We start from the raw sequence: 18,579 nt of genomic DNA, 5'->3' as shown, positions 1-18,579 counted from the left end.
ACATAAACGTTCGGGTGACGATTCGAAACCGTCACGTCAGGAGCAGCCATGACGCGGTCGGCGACGGCGACGGCCGGCCGAGACATCAGCCCACCAGCAACGTAAGGACAGCACCGTGCCGACCATCGACGTGCTCGACTCGACCATCCACTACGAGGAGACGGGAAGCGGAACGGCCTTCGTGCTGCTCCACGGCAACCCGGGCTCCTCGCACCTGTGGCGCCACGTCCTTCCCCGCCTCGGCCCCGGGCGGCTGCTCGCACCCGACCTCATCGGGATGGGCCGGTCCGGCAAGCCTGACATCCCGTACCGCTTCGCCGACCACGCCCGTTATCTCGATGCCTGGTTCGACGCCCTCGGCCTGGACCGCGTCGTCCTGGTCGGCCACGACTGGGGTGGCGCGCTCGCGTTCGACTGGGCGGCCCGGCATCCCGGCCGGGTGCGCGGCGTCGCGTTCCTGGAGGCCATCGTCAAGCCGATGGCCTGGGAGGACCTGTCAGCGCCGGCCCGCGAGCGTTCGGAACTGATCCGCGCCCCCGGACGCGGCGAGGAGATAGTGCTCGATCAGAACCTCTTCCTCCGCTCCGCCTTCACCGGCGGCGTCCTGACCCCGGTGAGCGACGAGGACCTGGCTCCCTACCTGGCTCCCTACCCGACCCGCGACAGCCGGCGCCCCATCCTCGCGTGGGCGCGCCAACTGCCGCTCGGCGGCGAGCCGGCCGAGCTGGTCACCCGCATCGAGGCGTACGACGCCTGGCTCGCGACCAGCCCGGACGTGCCCAAGCTGCTGATGACCTTCGACGGCTCGCCCACCCTGCTCATCGGCAAGGAGATGGCCGAGTGGTGCGAGACGCACATCGCCGCGCTCGAATCCGTCTCCTGCGGCCCGGCCGGGCACCACGCTCCGGAGGACCGCCCCGAGGAGATCGCCGCCGCGGTCTCCGCCTGGGCGGACCGGCACGGGCTGCGTTAGGGCTCCCGCCGTCAGGCGCCGATCGTCCCGCGCACGCTCAGCAGGGCGCCGTCGAGCGTCTCGGCCATCTGCTCGTGCCCGCTGAACCCCTCGTCCTCGCCCGGATCGACGCTCCAGCCCCAGCCGGTCCCGGGGTGCCCGTCGATGGTGGCGGTGTGACCCCGGCTGGTGACGGTGATCGACAGGTTCCCGCCGGGGAAGCGGGTGATGTGGGCGTGGGCGCCCTCGCCCAGCACGCGGCGCACGGCGTCCTGAACGGTCTGGTCGTCGGTGGTCATGTCGCTCTCCTCGGTGCTGATGATGGTGCCGGCTCCCCGGCCGGGCCGGAGCTCCCGCCCGCCGCTCCGACATCGGCACGATGACGAGCCGGGAGGATGGCCCACGCGAGTGACGACGGGCTCCGGCGGCGTCCCCGGCCCCGTGCGCCGGGGCCGGGCCGGTGCGCCGGGGCCGGGCCGGTGCGCCGGGACCGGGCCGGTGCGCCGGGACCGGGCCGGATCCGCCCCAAGGCGTATCGGGAGAACTCCTGGACTCCCCGCCCGGTGCCCGGTGATCCCGACGGCGGGAAACCGGACGACCTCGCGCAGGCCCCCGGCGAGACGGGCGGGCTCGCGGCCGAGCAGTGCCCCGATGTCGTGGCTCGGTTCATCCAGCTGGTTGTCGCGGTGTCGGAGGAGAAGCCGAGGCAGCGGCGGGCGAGGTGCTCCGGAAAACCGGCCCGAACGACGTCCGCCACGTCCTCCTCGTCGGGGATCCGCGGGGAGTCGACGGTCTCTCCCGACACGTCGCCGAACGTGCTACATCGTCCGGGGGACTCCGCCCCGCCCGGACCGTGTCTGCGGCGCCGGCGGGGGCACCTTGCGCTACCCATGAGCGGAATCCATCCGGTGGCGTCCGCCGCCGGACCGGCCGTCTTATCGGGAGGACAAACAGGATGAAGAGCTCCAGGCTCACCCGCGTCGCCGTCACCGCCGGCACCTCCGCGCTGCTCGTGCTCGGTGTCACCGCCGGAACCGCCTCCGCGCGGCAGCAGGTGGAAACCTGCGAGGGGGCAGCAGCCGCCGGAATCCAGTACTTCGCCATCGAGGCGGGCGGCGCCAAGATCAGCGACGGCGCCGCCTTCGCCGCCAGGCAGTACATCTGCACCGAGTCCTGACCCCTCCGCCCGGCCCGTCAGGGATGGGAGCGGCCGCCCGGCGGGCTACGCAAGCCCGCCGGGCGGTCGCGTTCGTGTCGGGACTCACGGACACGGGCCGCGAGCGCGAGGCGGCCCCGCACCAGCGGCGCTCCCGTGACCCGGTGGGGAGCCGGGCGGCGAGCCCGACGGGCTGGCCGGGCCGCCGGGACGGCGCCGTTCGACCAGCCAGGAGACCACCAGGTACAACGGCAGGGTGAGGCCGACGAGCAGCGCGGACCCGGTGCAGGCGCTCATCAGAAACCCGCCGCTCACCCGTGCGACGCCGTAGTAGTAGCCGACCACGACGGCCATCAGCACCAGGTACCCGCCGACGGCCGTGCCCGCCACCTGCCGGACGAGCCCCGGCCAGCCCCGCCGCCACACCCCGCGTGGAACCGGCCGGGCCCGGGGCAGCAGCCGGAGACCGAGTCCGAGGCAGCCCATGACCAGGAGGTAGCCGACCAGCATCACGGCGACGATCACCGGGACTGGGAGCACCCGCGGTCCTCCGTCGTCAGTGAGCGTCCCGCAGCAGGAAGTGCCAGCCACGGACGAACGTGTGCCATCCGAACCACAGCCAGAGCGCGAACAGCGCCCACCGCCCGGCCGGGTGGCGCATCACCGCGCCCAGCGCGTCGCTGAGCGTCGGGTAGCCGTCGCCCGACCGGACCAGCCCGATGCCCTCCCAGGCGAACAGCGCGCCGAACAGCACCGCCCAGACCACGTATCCGATCACCGGATGCTCGGGGATGTTCCCCCGCTCCGCCACTGTCACCGTTCGCCTCCTGTACGCCCGTTCCGTGGACCGGCCGGCCCGCGTCGATCGTCCGTCATCGGCGGGCCGGGGAGGGGCGGGCGCGCCGGACGCCTCCGCGCGAGCCACGGGGGGCGTGCTCGGCTCTGGCCCACGCGACGTGGCACGGCACTTCCACACGTCCCGGCTCGGCTCGGGCCCTCCCCCGCGACGCCGAGTTCTCCGAGACCCGGCACTCCTATGCCCACCCGCCCCTCGCCATCGAAGACATCAAGGTGACCGTGCCCGGCACCTGAGCTGTACTGCCTCGCGTACGCCTCTCTGCCAGAGTGGTGGGCGTGGAGCCACTGAAAAGCCAGGATCCAAAGCGTCTGGGCGAGTTCACGTTGCTGGCCCGGCTGGGCAGGTGGTCGACGCGGCGCGGACGGTGCCCGTCATCAGCTGTCCGACGGCTGACGCAGACCGAAACGCACGCCCTGGTCGTCGCGGCATTCCACGAAACGACCGAACCCGGGCTCAGCCGCGCCAGGGGTGCCGGGTTGGCCACCGAGTTCGGCGACCCGGCGCACTGCGGCGTCGAGGTCGGTCACGGTGAAGTAGATCACAATCGCGTGGGCCGGGTCGTTCGAGTGGACACCACCGCGGATGCCGGGGGTCTCGATCCAACCCTCATCGGTACTGCCCATCGGGTGGAAGGTCCAGCCAAGCAGCGAGCTGTAGAAGGACTGGGCGCGCGAGGCGTTCGCGACACCGAACTCGAAGTGGGAGGGTGCGCCGTGCATGTGCCGCTCCAGAAATCACGGAAACTTCGGACGGGCACTGACGGTAGGGCGGAGATCTCAGGTGGTCTTGGACGATTGTTACGCTCCCGTCGGCCCGAGGCGCTCAGGAGTGGGCCGCCCGTGCGCCGGGTTGCGCACCGGTGCCGGGGAGGGCGGGCAGCAGATGGGCGGCACGGTATTCGGTCGGCGTGCAATCGGCCAATGCCCGGAAATCGCGGTTGAGGTGAGCCTGGTCGTAGAAACCGCAGTGCGCCGCGATCGCGGCCAGCGCGTACTGCTCTGGGTGACCGACGAGCTCGGCCGCCCGCGCGAAACGCAGGACCCGGGCCGTCTCCTTGGGAGGGAGCCCCACCTGTTCGCGGAACCGCTTCGCGAGCAGGCGCCTGCTCCAACCGGTGTCGCGGATCAGTTCGCCGATGGCCAGGTCCCCGTGGTGCCTGTCGAGCCGGGTCCAAGCGGCCACGAGCTCCGGCGCCGGGCGGCACCCCTCGACCGCGCGCCTCAGAAGGTGGTCGTCGAGCAGACGGAACCGGGAGTCCCAGTCCGGAACCTCGACGAGTCGCTCGACCAACTCGTCGGCCTGCCTGCCCCATAGGTCCGTCAGCTCGACCACCCGACCGGTCAGCTGTGACATCGGCACTCCAAGCAGCCGGAAGGCCCCCAGCGGGGTGAGCCGTAGCTCCACGCAGCGCTGTGCGCCCTCGTGCTCGACCAGGGTCGGTTCGCTGGTCAAGCCAGCCGCGAACGACGACACATGCACTGCGGGTTTCCCCGACCCCCCTGGCCGGACGGCGAGGCCCTGTCCGAGACCGAGGATCACCACCACCCTGGCGCAGGGGACCTCCCGGCGGAGGACCGGCCGCGCGGCGCGCTCTGCGTAGCCACCGTAGGAGTCCAACAGAGGACGCAGCCGAGCATCGACGTCACCGATGGCCACCTCCCACCGCGTGACCGGTGACCCTCCATACTCGGTGACGACCTTACGACTCACCCGGTTACCCTCACATACCGCTCGAGGGGGCGCCACCGACGTCATTCTCAGCCTCGGGCTCGGGCGCCCAGCAGACTCGGTGTTGTAGCGAGGAGACGGGGACCGGCGAGGACCGCTCGTCCCCCTGGAGAGCCTCCGCAACGCGCTCGATGACGCCCGTATCGACGCGGGTGTCAGCGACAGCGACCTCGGCGGCCTGCGCGCGCTCAGCGCGGGCGCGAGCCTGGGCGGCACGGGCCACCTGGACCGCGCAGCCCTGCGCGAGCAGGTCCCTGAGTTGACCGGACCGCGCGCCGCACCCCGACCTGCCCGGCACCCTCGAACGCATCGCCGAGGACACGGACCGGATCATCCGCGGCACCTTCGAAGCCGCCCGCGGCAGCGGCCGGCCGATCAGCGGAGCCGACCTCCAGCAGACCGCCCGCAGCCTCGCCCTCGGCCACCTCCTGACCGGACGCATCCTGCTGCACCAGGCCGAACAGCAACCCGAAACGATCAGCGAACAACTCCGCACCAACGCCGCCGAGTTGCGGGAATCGGCCCAGCACTGGCAGCGCACCGCCCAGTCCTGCACCCGGATCGTCGACCTCGCCGACCCCCCGCGAACACCGCGCCCTCCCCCACTACGGCTACGACGACGTACGCGCCGGCCGCGCCAACCCCATGCCAAGAACCAGACTCCACCCCGTCACAGTCACCACCGAGACGGTCAGCCTGCGCATCGGCCACCTTCTCTACGGCGAGAAACGGCACCCCACCACACCCCACCGCGAGTCCAGGTCAGCGACGGACATCCTGGCCGACACCGGCGGCATCGGCCCACTCACAGGGGACCTCCACCGCCTGCTCACCGCCGCCCACACCGGTGCCCAGGCATCCGGGTCCACGCATTCGACCGTGTGGCGACCGGTGCCCGTGGCTCAGTCCGCGGTACCGGCCGGGACCACCCACTGGGTCGGCTGGCCGGTCACGCTCGCGATCATGTCGTAGTCGCCGTCGTAGTGCAGCACCACCGCTCCATGCCGCTCGGCGGTCGCCGCGATGACCAGATCCGCCACCGAGAGAGCCTTCCAGTTCCCCGAGCCGACGAGTCGCGTCCGCACCTCCAGCGCCCGGTCCCACACCTCGTCGGGGGTCGCCAGCCAGTCGAAACCGCGCATCTCGTCACGGATCCTTTCCGCGTCCGCCTTGGACCGCGCGCTGTGCATGACCTCGACCTCGACGGCCCCGCACACCGCCAGCAGCCCCGCGTTGTGCAGCGGATCGATCACCGCCCGGACGGCCGGCTTCGGATAACGGGCCAGCGCCGACTTGTCGATGAGATAGCGACCCGTCACGCCGCCTGGCCCGCACCGTTCGTGTCCTCGACGGGACCGGTCAGATCAGGCAGCCCACCCTCGGCGAGCCACCCCAGGAACGAGGCCCGCTTCCGACGCTTGATCGCATCCTCCAAGGCGGCGTTCACCGTGGCGACCTTCGTCGAGGTACCGAAGACCTCAGCGGCCTGAGCCAGCAATTCGTCATCGATGTCGACGACGGTTCTCGTCATACGAACTCCTCCTTCCGTCCGGATCCCCACGAGGACCTACCCCACGATATCAAATCCCATCGCGATCGATATCAACCCAACGACCCGGTGGATGCCCTGGTCCTGCTCTTCCTGATCGACGTCGACCTCACCGTGGTGTGCGGCCGCAGCTTCCGCGCCCACGCACCGTCCTCGGACACACAGGCACCGCGGACGCCGGTGACCACCGACATCGGATCGGCCGAAACTCGCCGCGTCGCAGGCGCCGGACACGGGGAGAGATCATCGCGTCACACAGCACGATCATGCGAGGGGTGGTCCATGGCATTCGGCGAGGGACGGGTCTACGGAGTCGTCAAGCAGTTGCTGGGTATCACGGAAGGCGTGCGGGATCGGCTGCCGGAGATCGACACGAAACTCGACGCGGTCAAGGCCGACGTCCAGCACCTGAAACTCACCACGCCGAGCGCTGGCTCGACCGAGGCGCTGAGCAGGGATATCAGCGACCTCAAGTCCCTGATCGAGCGCTACCGGGCCGAGGTCACCGGGCTGCGCGCGGAAGCCGAGGCCGACCGACACGCCCGCGAGGAAGCGCTCGCCCAACGGGTCCGGGCCGAGGCCGAGGCCGAGCGGCAGCGTGAGCGCCGTGCCCAAAAGCCCGCCGCCCCAGAACCCGCGCCGACGCCACCGGCCCCGCCCGCCACCGAGCTGGCAGTTCCCACGTCCGCGCTCGCCGAGGCCGCACTGCCGTCATCGGCCGAACTGCGCACCCTCCTCGACCTGGCCGCAGGCGTCGCCTACACCGACATCTCCTGCCACCGCGACACCTGGGCGTTTCTCGTCGAACGCGCCGCTCAGACCGAGCACTTCCGCCTGCCTTCCCAGGTCGGCGAACGAGGCGATGGCACCATCGCCACCAGCTTGTCGGGCCGCACCCTGATCGCCACGATCGACGCCCTGTGGTCCACCCAGAACGACCCCGCCGCCTCACCCGGGACCCAGGCACTGGCCGCCCGCATCTACAACCGTATCCACGCCGCCCTGCAAGGTCTGGAGACGGCCGAGACCGTGACGCGCCCGGCCACGCGCGTCATCATCGACAACCGGCCGCCGCACGACGAGACCACCGGCCAAGAGGAGACCGAACCCCCGGCCGAGTGATTCCCTCCACGCGACTGAGCCCCGCACTGACAAGGCCGAAGAGGGTGCGGACCCAGACGGTAAACCCCTCCTGCCGCCGGCTCCCGTTGCCCGGGGCCGGCGGCGTCTCGGGGTTCCCACCGGGCGGATGCGGCGCGATCCCCGGCCACCGCGCGCGAAGATCTTCCGGGACGCCGAGCCTGAGGTGACCGTCCGCCGTGCCCCTTGCCGGTCACCCATCAGGCGCTCACCACCGACGTGCCCGCGCCGGAGCGAGCACCGGGATCGGCAAGACCTGCCAGGAACACTGCGTTGCCCCCCGGTGGGCGTCTTTTCAACTGGCTCGACGACCGGGAATCCGACGGTCCCAGCGGACAGGTTTATCGCGAGGCGCTGGCGACCGGCGCGGTAATCTCCGGCCGTCGGACCTTCGAACTCGCCGGGCGTTGGCAGGGCGACCATCACGACGGTGTGCCGATCTTCGTCCTCACCCACCATGTGGATGACGGGGACGTGCCACCCGGCCACGCGCGATTCGTCACCGACGTCGAGGACTGCGCCCGTCAGGCTCGCGCGGCCGCCGGGGACCGCCCGGTCATGGTTCATGGGGCGGGCGCGGCCCAAGCGCTGCTCCGAGCCGGGCACATGGACGAGATGGAGATCCACCTGGTGCAGGTCCTCCTTGGGGACGGCCGACGGCTGTTCGACCACCTCGGTGGTGACCACATCGAACTCGACCTCGTCCGGCGGCTCGAGGGTCGAGACGTCACGCACCTCCGCTACCGGGTGCGCCGCCCCGATGAGGCCGCATGAAGACGCTCTTCGTCGGCTACCGCGTCACCGACCTGGACCGCTCGCTCGCCTTCTACACCGCCTTGGGCTACGTCGAGCTGGGCAGGGTCGACGGCGGGGACGGGAGTCACCTCGTGATCCTCAAGTTCCCCGGCGAACCGGCGGCCTCGCTCGAACTGGTCCACCGTCCCGTTGACGGACGCGTCGACGTGGGCAGCGGTTTCGACCACCTCGCGATCCAGGTGGACACACTGGCCGCCACCCTGGAGATGCTGACCGAAGTCGGCCTGGAGCCGGGACCTGTCCAGTACCCGGGCGGGCCTCGCGGCCCGAAGACGTCGTGGCTCACCGACCCGGATGGCTACCGGATCGAGTTGGTGGAGTGGCCGCCTGGACACCCCGACGGCATCACCGCCGCGGACTTCTCCTGAGCGGTCCGGTGCGCGGAGTGAAGAAGCCTCGCTTCGGGGCGGGCGCGGCCCAGCGCGAGGCGGCATCCCCACCCCATCCACAGGTCTTGACGATTACTCAGTTTCTCGGTCGTGAGTGATCAGAGCAGCAGGAGCAGCGCGAAGGCCGAGGCGGCCAGCAGGGTCATACCGGCGAGCTCGCACCCGAACGCGAGCCGCGGGTACCGCACTTCGACCGCGAAGACCCGCAGACAGTCCCGAAGCACCCTGAGCTGGACGATGGCGATGGCCTGTGTCGCCAGGTGCTCGTCCTTGAACCAGTGCTCGGCCGAGAGGCGGGGACGGAACGAGCGGACATCCGCTTCCCGCCATGGGGCAGCATTGAGGAGGAGCCCGAACGCGGTCGCACAGGAGGAAGCACAACAGCGAGGCGCCGACCGCGATCCGCGGGACGAGCGGTATTTCAGCGCGGCCAGTGTGTTCGCGGCGCCTTTCCTGCGGCGGTTGACACCCCACAGGGTGTCGTCACCCACCGAGTAGCAGCCGTGAAGTACCGGATGCCGTGGGTGCGGTGGTAGGTCGCAGGCAGCCGGTCGGGGTGCCCCTGGTCGGCCCAGCCCGACCCTGCGGTGGGCCGGATCCCGAGCGGGCCGAACTCATCGAAAGCGAATACCCGGTCCGGGAAACGTTCCAGTACTTCCCCGATCCGGTCGAGTTTGTGCGTCCCGTTCGAGGTCCGGGAACTCCTTCCACCTCTTGGTGCGCTGGAAGGTGATCCCGCGGCGGGCGAGCAGGCGGCGTAAGGCTTCGCGGCCGATGCGGATGACCCGGCTGTGGACTTCGCGCGGGTAGGCGACCAGCTTGCGCAACGACCAGCGGGTGAAGGGCTGGCCGAGCGTGACCGGTCGGGTGGTGGCCGTCTGGACGACGAAGTCCTCGTCGTCAGGACTGAGCAGGCGGGGACGGCCTCCCGCTCACTGAGGGGCCGGACAAGCCAGGCCGATCTCGCTGAACCGGTGGATTACATCCCGGACGGTGTCCTCGTCCGCCTGCACCAGCTGGGCGATCACCGGCACCCGGTCCCGCCGGCCGAGGCCAGCAGCATCATCGCGCGCCGATAGCGCACCGAGTTGGTACGGCCCCGGCGCACGATCTGCTGCAGCCGCTGCCCGTCCTGGTCGGTCAGTCTGCGCACACGGACAGGCTCGGCCACTGCCTCGAGCGGTCGGATCGGGCGTCACCGCACATCCAACCGCCACCACCGCCAACCCGGCGAACCTACATGTCACAGCACTGGCCCGCCCGGCACGATCCGCTGCGGCCGACCAGCCGGAGTTCCGCCGAGCTGCCCGTCAGACCCAGTCGAGGGCGGCCGGCTCCCGCAGGAAGCTCACGAACACCGAGTCGTCGTCGTCCGGGCGGGCAGGGTCGTGGAGCACCTGCACCGCGCCACCCTGGACGAGCACGGACGCATCGGCGTACTTGCGCGTCACCCAGCGGCGCGTACCGGCGGCGTCGACGTAGGTGACCGTGGCGGTGGCCCCCGCGACGCGCCGCCCACCGGAGTCGTCGCTGGAGTAGTGGATGCGCAGCTCGCTGATGGTCCCGGTGGTCCGCAGCCCCTCGAGCAGCAGCCGGTCCCGGGTGGCGGCGCTCGCGGCCCCACGGCGCTGAGCCCGGACGGCCGACCACACCAGCAGCAGCGAGAGCACGACCAGGAGGCCCGGCAGCCAGAGGTCGGCGTAGTAGAGGATCCACCGCCCCCAACCCCAGGGCTCCGGCGGCTCATAGTCCGTCATCACCCAGCCGACGCGGTCCGCCGCCACCCAGCCCCGCGACGCGACAGCGACGCCCAGGGCAAAGCCGGCGACGCCGATCGCCAGCGCCCATCCGCCGCTGCCCCGTGCAGCCCGGTAGCCGTCGAGATGATGGGCGCCCACCGGCAGCCCCAGGCCCACCAGGAGGGTCCCTGCGCCCACCCCGGCGACGACGAGCGGGACCGAGACACCGGAAACGTGGGTGCCGGATGGCGCGTTGAGGGAGATCGCGCGCAGCGCGTCGAACCACAGGGAGACGAGGAGGCCGAGCACGAAGGCGCCCGCGGTGCCGAGGACGAACCAGATCACGCCCAAACACAGGGCAGTTGGATTTCCCACCTGACGATCGCGCTGCTGGCGCCGACGCACTGACGGGTCCACGGTCTCCATGGCGCCTCCTGTGGTGCAGGTCGGCCCGATCGCCGGGAAACCATGGTACTGACCTGATCGGGTGATGTCGGGGCGTGCGGCCGGCTGACCGCGGCGAACGCCGGCGACGCCCACGACCCGCAGCCGCCTACTGCGTCTTCCCGGGGGCTCGTGACATCGGCGACAGACGTCGTGGGCCCCCGGACCCCCGGCCGGAATACCTGCTGAGCGGGCGGATCCGAAGCGGCATCGCGCGGCGAATCCCAGTAATCGACCCCGGCGAACGTTCGTGACAATACAACTAGCGCCCCATCCGTCCACCGACTCCGCACGGTGACAGTCCCTGAGCTTCGCCGAGCACCATGCGACACCTCAACATGCGCCCCTGCCAGTTGGAGCCCCCCTCCTCCGTCAATCGGCGGTTGGTGAAGAGGGCGGAAGGTGGCTGCGCAGGGCTTCGGCGAGGGTGGCGATGCGGCGCAGGGGTGTGAGGTCGGGGGGCGCAGCGGGCTGTCCGTCGTCAGGGTGGAGATGGCGTGGTGCACGGCGGTCCGCAGTGGGGAGTCGTGGAGGACCTCGTCGTGGAGGAGTTGGCCATCGCTGATGCGTGTGGCGGTGAGGCGGTGGTGGTTGCGTTCGAGTTGCCATCCGCCCGGTGCGGTGACCGGGTCGAGGTGGAGGGCGAATCGGGTCTCTCCGATCTCCAGGGCGAGATGCCGGTGAACGGGTGTCGGTGGGACGGATTCCCCGGCTCCACGGCGCCGCTGGTCGCGGGGCGGGTATGAGATGAGCCGGTCCGCGAAAGGACCCGCTCACCGGAATGCGACCCCGATTCGACCCCGCAGGGTCATGCGGCGCGGACACCCGCTCCGACCTGGGGAAACGTGGTGGTGGCGGACGAGTCGGCCTGTACGCCGGGTTCTTCTGCCCCACCACGCCCACCAGCGCCGATGCGCATCCGGACCAACGGTGACCTGCGGCAACAGCTCACGGAGACGCCCGAAGGCAACCAGAGAGGGCCACCCCATTTCGACCCCGATTCGACCCGGGTCCGTTGAAGCGGCGCGGCGAACCAGCCCTCAACCGTCGTCTCCACACGTCACCCGCCCCTCGCGGGCCCGGGACCGCTCCCACAAGGTGCTATTCCCCAAGTGCACGGGACGACGTGTCTGGCAGTATGCCTCCATGTCCATGACTTCCCACAGTCAAGCAATGGCAAAGCCCCTCTAACACCGCAGGTCAGAAAGCCCGCTCCGCATGGGCGTGTTCAACCCGGTGTTCGCCACCTACCGGCTCGACCACACGGAGGCGGACCGGGTCGCCCGCACCCTGTCCGCGTGGTCGGTCACCGGCAAGGTCGCCGTCGCGGCCCTGACGGCCCTGTGGGGCCTGACCGCATACGCCGCCCACAGCCACCCGAAGCCCCGCCCCAACGACCGCCTGTGGCCCATAGCCACGCCCCCCAACAACCTCTTGTTGACGGCGACATCGAAGCGGGCAGCGGGAACGCCGATCAAACAACCGTTCCGCCGGGCGTCTCACAACCAAAGGTTGTGCCGACTAGGCTGGTTGGCATGGGCCCTGAGCTCCATGCCGGGCGCGCCTTCGTCGCCGTCGTCGACGCCGGGCGGTTCCGGGAGGCCGCCGCCCGGTTGTCGATCACGCAGCAGGCCGTCTCCAAGCGCGTCGCCGCGCTGGAGAAAAGCCTCGGCGTACGGCTGTTCACCCGCACCGCGCGCGGAGCCCACCTCACCATCGACGGGCAGGCGTTCCTGCCCCATGCCCGTGATCTCCTCCGGGCCGCGGAACGGGCGGCGGCCTCCGTGCGGCCCGGCCGCCGTGCGCTGCGCGTCGATGTGATCGGCCGACGCCTCGCGCCGGCCGCTCTGCCGCGCGACTTCCACCGCGCACATCCCGGGATCGAACTCGACGTCGTGGCCCTCTTCGACGCCGACACGGCCATCGCCGCCGTCCGCTCCGGCAGCATCGACGCGTCCTTCCGCGCCGTCACCCTGCCCGCGCGGCAGTTCCCCGACGCCATCCACGCCACGCGCGTCCTCAACGAGCCCGTCCAGTTCCTCACCGGCCCGGCCCACGAGCTGGCCACCGCCCGCGCGGTTACCCCCGCCCGACTCGCCGGGCACAGGATCTGGATGCCCCGCATCGTCTCCGGCACCGAGTGGGCCGCCTTCTACGACGACCTCGCCGCCGCGTTCGGGCTGACGATCGAGGCGACCGGCCCCGACTTCGGCACCGAACCGCTCCTCGACAACGATCGCCGACTCAGCGACGCTGGGGACCTTCTTCGGCCGGCAGACCCGTCTCGCCTGGCCCGCCGACCACGACCTGCGGCGTGTCGGCCTGCACGACCCCACACCGGTCTACCCGCACTCCCTGATCTGGCACGGCGACAACCCGCACCCCGCACTCACCGCACTCCGCGCCCACCTCGGCACCGTGCGCCCCGACCCCCGGACGTGGACACCGACATGGGCGGCGATGCCGATCACGGCAGGTGGATGACGCCACGCACACCGGCATGCCCGCTGTGTCCCCCGCTCACGACAGCCGCGCCCCGGCACACCAGCGTCGTGACGCACGTCACGGGAACTTCGGCCGGGTGGGGTGGCGGAGTCGGACATGCAGCCAATACAGCCTGGATTCCGAGCCCGCGTCCGCGCGGGTGACGAGGAAGCCTTCGGCGTGCTCTTCCGCGAGCACGGCCGGAGCGTGTACAACCACTGCTTCCGGCTCACCGGGGACTGGTCGGTCGCCGAGGACTGCACCTCGCTGGTCTATCTCGAAGCCTGGCGGCTGCGGCAGAAGGTCGACCCGGAGGGCGGGAGCCTGCTGCCGTGGCTGTTCGGCATAGCCGTTCATGTGGTGCACCGCCGGCGGCGGGTCGCGCGACGGCACCGGGAGTTGATGGCACGGATGACGCCGCCCGGCCTGCTGCCCGACTTCGCCGACGATGTCGCGAAACGGCTCGACGACCAGGAGCGCATCGCCGCGGTCCGGGCGGCGCTGGGCCGACTACCCCGGGCCGACCGTGAGGTGCTCGCGCTGTGCGTGTGGGGCGGCCTGGGCTACGCCGACGCCGCCGAGGCGCTCGCGATCCCGGTGGGAACGGTCCGTTCCCGGCTGTCACGCGCCCGCAAGCGGCTGGAACGGCTGTCGGCCGAACAGATTCCGGAGCGGGACCGGGAACTGGCGACCGCGGAACGGCAGGTATCGGGTGACCGCCCCGACGCGGTCCGGCCGAATGGAGGTAATGCCGCATGAAACGGGATCAGGACAACGACGAGGTGCGGGCGCTGCGCCGCCTGCTGCCCCCCCTGCCGCCCGAACGGGACTTTCCAGCCGGCCGCCAACACCAGCGCGAGGAGCACCTGATGAGCAGTTGGCTGCGGATGGGACAGGACCGGAGCGAGCAGAGCGGCCAGAAGGGACGGATGCGGTACGTGTGGCGCGTGGCCCTTCCTGTGGCCCTGGCCACGGCGGTCGCCGTGCCCGTGGTGCTCGCCGGCGGCGACGGCGGGGACAAGCCGGAGGAGCCGGGCATGATGACGGTCAGTGCCGGCACCGTGCTCACATCGGCGGCGGCGGAGGACCGCGGCCACGAGGTGACGATCGCTCCGCGCGACGACCAGTTCGTCTACACCCGGGAGGTGGTGACGGAGACCCCGGCGGAGGGCGGGGAGACCGAGGAGTACGTCGACGAGAGCTGGTCCTCGGTCGACGGCTCCCAGCGATCGTGGATCATGGAACTCGGCCATGGCTGGTGGGAGGACCCGGCCGCGCCGGGCTCCTCGTGGCCGCCGCTCGCCTGGGACGAACTGCGCGCCCTGCCGACCGACCCGCAGGAGCTGATCAACACCGTGCGCAGCCCCGGATGGAGCGACCCGGACTACGACGAGCCGATCACGGACGAGGACTGGGACACGGTGTACTTCATGCTCACGGGGCTGCTGCACCGGGTGCCGCTCATGCCGGACGGCCTGCGGCCCGCGGTCTTCGAAGCGCTGGCCGAGGTACCGGGCACGGAGACCGTCGACGACGAGACGGACGTCCAGGGCCGGGAGGGCATCGGCATCACCCGGCCCGGCGACCCCGTCATGGGAGACGAGACGATCGTCTTCGACGCCGACACCTACGCCTACCTGGGGATGCGCGGCGAGCGGGTCGCGGACGACGGCAGCGCCACGTACGTCCAGTGGACCTCCCTCACGGACTACGCCGTCGTCGACGAGGCGAAGCAACAGCCGTAACGCGCCGGCCCTTCACCGCACGGCCCGCCGGCCCACGCTGGCGGGCCGTGCGCGTGCGGCCGGGGTTGATCTCCTCGACGAAGCCGCCAGTCCTGCCGGGCTGCTCCCTCGCCTACCCTGGGCATGGGGCGACAACAGGGGTGTGGGCATGGGCAGTTGGAGCGAACGGTGCTTCGAGCTCGCGCTGGCGGTGGGAGTTCCCCTGCTCGCGGTGGGGGGCGCGGCCGGGGGAAGCCTTCTGGTCGCCCACGGCCCGGACGGGTGGCCGAGCACGCTGACCGGCGGGGGACTCGTTCTCGTCGCCTGCGTCGGGGCGTTCTTCTCCGGCGTCCTCTACGACAACACCCTGGCGTTCTTCAGCGGCTTCCCCCTGCTCGTGGCCTGCATCGGCGCCGCCGGGATGGTGGAGGAGGCAGCGCTCAGATCGCGGGGCGAGGCGACGATGTGCACGGTGACCGAGGTCGACACCCGCGTGGAGACGACCACGCACACCGACTCGGAGGGATTCACGCACACCACCACGACCACGTACTACGACCACACCCTGGACTGCGACGCCACCGGCGGGCCCGACCTGATGACCCGCACCGAGCGGATCGCGGACGCCGGTGAGCGCATCGACGTGACGTACGACCCGGAGGGGCGCGTGAGTCCCGAGCTGACCGGGGACGTCAGCAAGGGCAATCACAGCAATGAGTGGATGCTCGGCATCGGCCTGACGGTGACGCTCGCCATCCGCGTCCCCGTCGGCCTGACCGAGGGCAGCGACATCCGGTGACGCCCGCACCCGGCCGCCCCCGCCGCCCGCACCCACGGGCCTAGCGCGCCACGCGGTAGCGGAGGTAGACGACTTTCGAGCTGAAGGGGCGGGTCTCGACGAGTTCGAGATCCACTCGGCGCTCGCGCTGGGGAAAGAACGGGATGCCGCCGCCGACCAGCACCGGGTAGACCATGGTCCGGTACTCGTCGATCAGACCCAACGCGGCCGCCTCGGCGGCGAGGGTCGCGCCGCCGATCGCGATCTCGCCCTCCCCCGGCTCGGCCCGCAACCGCTCGATCTCCTCCGCCAGGCCGCCGGAGGCCAGGCGGGCATGGCCCCGCACCGCCGACAGCGTGGTCGAGAACACCACCTTCGGCAACGGCTTCCAGAGCGCGGTCCACTCGCGCTCGGAGTCGTCGAGCGATCGATCCTGGTCGGCGGTCTCCCAGTACAGCATCGTCTCGTACAGCCGTCGGCCCAGCAGGTGAACGCCGACCTCCCGGATCTCGTCGATCCAGAAGCGAAAGACCTCCTCGTCGGGCGCCGTCCAGTCGAAGTCGCCCTCCGGCCCGACGATGTAGCCGTCAAGTGAGACGCTCATCGAATAGGTCACACTGCGCATCAGAAACCCTCCTCCGTAGCGGGCTCGACAGTACGACCGCCGAACGCCCCACGACTCATCGCGACTCGCGAGACCCGCGTGGTTGGTCTGGTCAGTCGGTGCGGGTGGTGCCGGGGGCGGGCAGGCAATGCCGCGTTCACGGGGTCAGGACGACTTTTCCGGCGACGGTGCCGGACTCGGCCAGTCGCAGAGCCTCGGCGGCACGGGCGAGAGGCAGCCGGGCGGCGACGTGAGCGGTGATCTCGCCCCGCTGGAAGGCGGCGAACACCTCGGTGAGGTCGGCGCGCAGGCGGGCGCGGAAGCGGTCGGCGCCGAAGGCCCGGCCGGCCCAGACGTTGAAGAAGTAGGCGCGGCGGCCGTTGGGCAGGCTGTTCCACAGCCACACCCGGCCGAGGATCCTCAGGACGGGCCACTGCTTGGAGCCGGTGTCGTCCCGGGTGGAGGCGCTGCCGTAGGAGACGAGCGTGCCGCCGGGGGCGAGGAGACGCCAGGAATCGATCACGCTGCGGCCGCCGACGTGATCGAAGACGGCGTCCACGCCGGCGGGAGCCAGCTCGCGGACGCGGGCGGGAACGTCCTCGGTGCGGTAGTCGACGGGCAGCACACCCCCTGCCCGCAGGGCGTCGTGGTGGCGTGCCGACGCGGTGCCGATCACCTTGGCACCCGCGGCATGCGCGAGTTGGACCAGGAGCGAGCCGACACCGCCGTTCGCGCCGTGCACCAGAATGGTCTGCCCCGCGCGCACCCGTGCCTTGCGGTGCAGCATCTGCCAGGCGGTGATGCCGTTGACCACCAGGGTCTCCGCTTCCGCCGCGCCGATCCCGTCGGGTACCCGGACCACGTCCGCCGCGTCGACGGCCACGTGGCTGGCCCAGCCGCCGACCTTGACCAGCGCGGCCACCCGCCGGCCGACGAGGCCGGGATCGACGCCTGCACCGGCTGCCGACACGGTGCCGACCAGGTCGTAGCCGGGCACGAAGGGAAACGGCGGCTGGTCGTAGTAGCGCCCGCGGCGCATCTGCTGCTCGGCGAACGAGACGCCGGTGGCCTCCATCTCGATGACGACCTGCCCGGGGCCCGCGACCGGCACGGCCCCGTACCTCAGCTGAAGCCCCTCGGGCTCCACCGTGCCGGGCAGAACGACCTCGACGAGTTCCTTGGTTCTCAACACACACCTCACCTGGAAGGATTCCGCTTTCGTTAGAAGCTATAACTAAGATGACAGCTCAAAGCGAGAGCGTCAAGCACTGGCGGTCCCGATCGTTAATACTTTTCGCTACGGCGACAGCGTGTAACGTGCTGGGAGGCACAGTGGCAGGGAGCGTGACGGGTGATGGCCAAAGCGAAGGAGACCCCCCGCGAGCGGTACCGGAACCAGGTACGCGCGGAGATCAAGGAACGGGCGTGGGAGCAGATCGCCACCGCCGGCGCGTCCGCCCTCTCCCTCAACGCGATCGCCAAACAGCTGGGTATGAGCGGACCCGCGCTCTACCGGTACTTCTCAAGCCGCGACGAGCTGATCACCGAGCTCATCCGGGACGCCTACCGCAGCCTGGCCGACGCCTTCCGGGCCGCCGCCGAAGCGGACGCCGACCTCGCCGGGCTGGCGCACGTGCTGCGCCGGTGGGCCCTCGACGACCCCCAGCGGTACTTCCTGGTCTACGGCACGCCCGTACCCGGCTATCACGCCCCCGACGACGTCACCGCGATCGCGTCGGAGATCATGACGGCCCTCCTCGACGCCTGCGCCGCGCTGCCCGCGGACGACACCACTACGACACCCTTCGCCGCGCAGATGGAAGCGCACCTGGAAAGCCACCGGCAGTGGGCGGGCGAGCACTCCGCCCCGCCCTCGGCCCTGCACCGCGCCCTCGCGTTCTGGACCCGGCTGCACGGCATCCTCTCCCTCGAACTCGCCGGTCACTTCACCGGAATGGGCTTCGACCCCGCCCTGCTCTTCACCGCCGAACTGGACGAGCTACTGGCCGGCTGACGCGACCGTTCCCCACACGCGCCACCCCGGCCCGGCCCGCGGACGCCCGCGCTGGACCACTTCCCCCTCACCGCCACGGCCGACAAGGCCAGCAACAGACCGGGACTTCCCCGTCGGCAGCGAGTCGCCTGAAAGTGGCAACGGTGAGCCGGTGCCCGGCCACTGCGCGCGCCGCTTCATCAGAGCGCTCCCGCACCTCCTCC

20 protein-coding genes and 3 pseudogenes are annotated in these 18,579 nt (G+C 71.0%); 12 read left to right on the top strand and 11 right to left on the bottom strand.

Going from position 1 to position 18,579, the window contains the following annotated elements; all coding sequences use genetic code 11:
* Positions 1-115: 115 nt before the first annotated feature.
* The gene (locus tag OIE51_RS21205; protein WP_442811980.1) at positions 116-973 is read left to right on the top strand and encodes a haloalkane dehalogenase; all 858 of its coding nucleotides are present in this window, start codon (positions 116-118) and stop codon (positions 971-973) included.
* An 11-nt stretch (positions 974-984) separates the two neighbouring features.
* On the opposite strand, the gene OIE51_RS21200 is transcribed toward OIE51_RS21205, so the two are convergent.
* Positions 985-1,251: a hypothetical protein gene (locus OIE51_RS21200; RefSeq protein WP_326599323.1), complete on the bottom strand. Its 267-nt coding sequence runs from the start codon at positions 1,249-1,251 to the stop codon at positions 985-987.
* Positions 1,252-1,907: 656 nt separating this feature from the next.
* On the opposite strand from OIE51_RS21200, the gene OIE51_RS21195 reads away from it, so the two are divergent.
* The gene (locus OIE51_RS21195; RefSeq protein WP_326599322.1) at positions 1,908-2,129 is read left to right on the top strand and encodes a hypothetical protein; all 222 of its coding nucleotides are present in this window, start codon (positions 1,908-1,910) and stop codon (positions 2,127-2,129) included.
* Positions 2,130-2,213: 84 nt separating this feature from the next.
* Here the strand turns inward: OIE51_RS21195 and OIE51_RS21190 are convergent, their stop codons facing one another.
* The 6 genes from OIE51_RS21190 to OIE51_RS21165 all read right to left on the bottom strand — a co-directional run bounded on the left by OIE51_RS21190 (position 2,214) and on the right by OIE51_RS21165 (position 6,226).
* The gene (locus tag OIE51_RS21190) at positions 2,214-2,648 is read right to left on the bottom strand and encodes a DUF6256 family protein (protein WP_326599321.1); all 435 of its coding nucleotides are present in this window, start codon (positions 2,646-2,648) and stop codon (positions 2,214-2,216) included.
* A 16-nt stretch (positions 2,649-2,664) separates the two neighbouring features.
* Positions 2,665-2,925: a DUF6186 family protein gene (locus OIE51_RS21185; protein ID WP_326599320.1), complete on the bottom strand. Its 261-nt coding sequence runs from the start codon at positions 2,923-2,925 to the stop codon at positions 2,665-2,667.
* A 416-nt stretch (positions 2,926-3,341) separates the two neighbouring features.
* Positions 3,342-3,686 carry a VOC family protein gene (locus tag OIE51_RS21180; protein WP_326599319.1) on the bottom strand — a complete coding sequence of 115 codons (345 nt, stop codon included), beginning with the start codon at positions 3,684-3,686 and terminating at the stop codon, positions 3,342-3,344.
* A 103-nt stretch (positions 3,687-3,789) separates the two neighbouring features.
* Complete coding sequence (locus tag OIE51_RS21175; RefSeq protein ID WP_326599318.1) at positions 3,790-4,512, bottom strand: AraC family transcriptional regulator; 723 nt, start codon at positions 4,510-4,512, stop codon at positions 3,790-3,792.
* Positions 4,513-5,597: 1,085 nt separating this feature from the next.
* Positions 5,598-6,014 (bottom strand): PIN domain nuclease, encoded by a 417-nt coding sequence (locus tag OIE51_RS21170; RefSeq protein WP_326599317.1) that lies wholly within the window; start codon positions 6,012-6,014, stop codon positions 5,598-5,600.
* Positions 6,011-6,226 (bottom strand): type II toxin-antitoxin system VapB family antitoxin, encoded by a 216-nt coding sequence (locus tag OIE51_RS21165; protein WP_326599316.1) that lies wholly within the window; start codon positions 6,224-6,226, stop codon positions 6,011-6,013. The genes OIE51_RS21170 and OIE51_RS21165 overlap by 4 nt, the downstream gene beginning before the upstream one ends.
* Positions 6,227-6,526: 300 nt before the next feature.
* Here OIE51_RS21165 and OIE51_RS21160 point away from each other — a divergent pair, with 300 nt between their 5' ends.
* The 3 genes from OIE51_RS21160 (at position 6,527) to OIE51_RS21150 (ending at position 8,568) form a co-directional block, all read left to right on the top strand.
* Complete coding sequence (locus tag OIE51_RS21160; protein ID WP_326599315.1) at positions 6,527-7,366, top strand: hypothetical protein; 840 nt, start codon at positions 6,527-6,529, stop codon at positions 7,364-7,366.
* Between the two features lie 204 nt (positions 7,367-7,570).
* Complete coding sequence (locus OIE51_RS21155) at positions 7,571-8,158, top strand: dihydrofolate reductase family protein (protein WP_326599314.1); 588 nt, start codon at positions 7,571-7,573, stop codon at positions 8,156-8,158.
* The gene (locus tag OIE51_RS21150) at positions 8,155-8,568 is read left to right on the top strand and encodes a VOC family protein (RefSeq protein ID WP_326599313.1); all 414 of its coding nucleotides are present in this window, start codon (positions 8,155-8,157) and stop codon (positions 8,566-8,568) included. The genes OIE51_RS21155 and OIE51_RS21150 overlap by 4 nt, the downstream gene beginning before the upstream one ends.
* Before the next feature lie 440 nt (positions 8,569-9,008).
* Here OIE51_RS21150 and OIE51_RS21145 read toward each other — a convergent pair.
* Positions 9,009-9,760 (bottom strand): annotated as a pseudogene (locus OIE51_RS21145) (helix-turn-helix domain-containing protein); the annotation flags it as partial.
* A gap of 139 nt (positions 9,761-9,899) precedes the next feature.
* Positions 9,900-10,673, bottom strand: coding sequence for a DUF3592 domain-containing protein (locus OIE51_RS21140; RefSeq protein ID WP_326599312.1), 774 nt, complete (start codon positions 10,671-10,673; stop codon positions 9,900-9,902).
* Between the two features lie 596 nt (positions 10,674-11,269).
* On the opposite strand from OIE51_RS21140, the gene OIE51_RS21135 reads away from it, so the two are divergent.
* The 6 genes and pseudogenes from OIE51_RS21135 (at position 11,270) to OIE51_RS21110 (ending at position 15,779) form a co-directional block, all read left to right on the top strand.
* Positions 11,270-11,518 carry a hypothetical protein gene (locus OIE51_RS21135; protein WP_326599311.1) on the top strand — a complete coding sequence of 83 codons (249 nt, stop codon included), beginning with the start codon at positions 11,270-11,272 and terminating at the stop codon, positions 11,516-11,518.
* A gap of 475 nt (positions 11,519-11,993) precedes the next feature.
* A pseudogene (locus OIE51_RS21130) lies at positions 11,994-12,131 on the top strand (MFS transporter); the annotation flags it as partial.
* Positions 12,132-12,307: 176 nt separating this feature from the next.
* Positions 12,308-13,256: pseudogene (locus tag OIE51_RS21125) on the top strand (LysR family transcriptional regulator).
* 117 nt (positions 13,257-13,373) lie between these two features.
* Complete coding sequence (locus tag OIE51_RS21120; protein WP_326599310.1) at positions 13,374-14,015, top strand: RNA polymerase sigma factor; 642 nt, start codon at positions 13,374-13,376, stop codon at positions 14,013-14,015.
* Positions 14,012-15,001, top strand: coding sequence for a CU044_5270 family protein (locus tag OIE51_RS21115; RefSeq protein WP_326599309.1), 990 nt, complete (start codon positions 14,012-14,014; stop codon positions 14,999-15,001). The genes OIE51_RS21120 and OIE51_RS21115 overlap by 4 nt, the downstream gene beginning before the upstream one ends.
* Before the next feature lie 148 nt (positions 15,002-15,149).
* Entirely contained in the window at positions 15,150-15,779 is a 630-nt protein-coding gene (locus OIE51_RS21110; RefSeq protein ID WP_326599308.1) for a hypothetical protein, read from the top strand.
* Between the two features lie 40 nt (positions 15,780-15,819).
* On the opposite strand, the gene OIE51_RS21105 is transcribed toward OIE51_RS21110, so the two are convergent.
* Positions 15,820-16,383 carry a dihydrofolate reductase family protein gene (locus OIE51_RS21105; protein ID WP_326599307.1) on the bottom strand — a complete coding sequence of 188 codons (564 nt, stop codon included), beginning with the start codon at positions 16,381-16,383 and terminating at the stop codon, positions 15,820-15,822.
* A gap of 136 nt (positions 16,384-16,519) precedes the next feature.
* Positions 16,520-17,551 (bottom strand): medium chain dehydrogenase/reductase family protein, encoded by a 1,032-nt coding sequence (locus OIE51_RS21100; RefSeq protein ID WP_442812068.1) that lies wholly within the window; start codon positions 17,549-17,551, stop codon positions 16,520-16,522.
* A 165-nt stretch (positions 17,552-17,716) separates the two neighbouring features.
* Here OIE51_RS21100 and OIE51_RS21095 point away from each other — a divergent pair, with 165 nt between their 5' ends.
* Positions 17,717-18,376: a TetR/AcrR family transcriptional regulator gene (locus OIE51_RS21095; protein ID WP_326599305.1), complete on the top strand. Its 660-nt coding sequence runs from the start codon at positions 17,717-17,719 to the stop codon at positions 18,374-18,376.
* Positions 18,377-18,579 lie beyond the last annotated feature (203 nt).

The organism is Streptomyces sp. NBC_01803 (assembly GCF_035917415.1).
Taxonomy (GTDB): Bacteria; Actinomycetota; Actinomycetes; order Streptomycetales; family Streptomycetaceae; genus Streptomyces.
The sequence above is the reverse complement of the archived record's forward strand: the minus strand, read 5'-3'. Positions and strand labels throughout refer to the sequence as shown.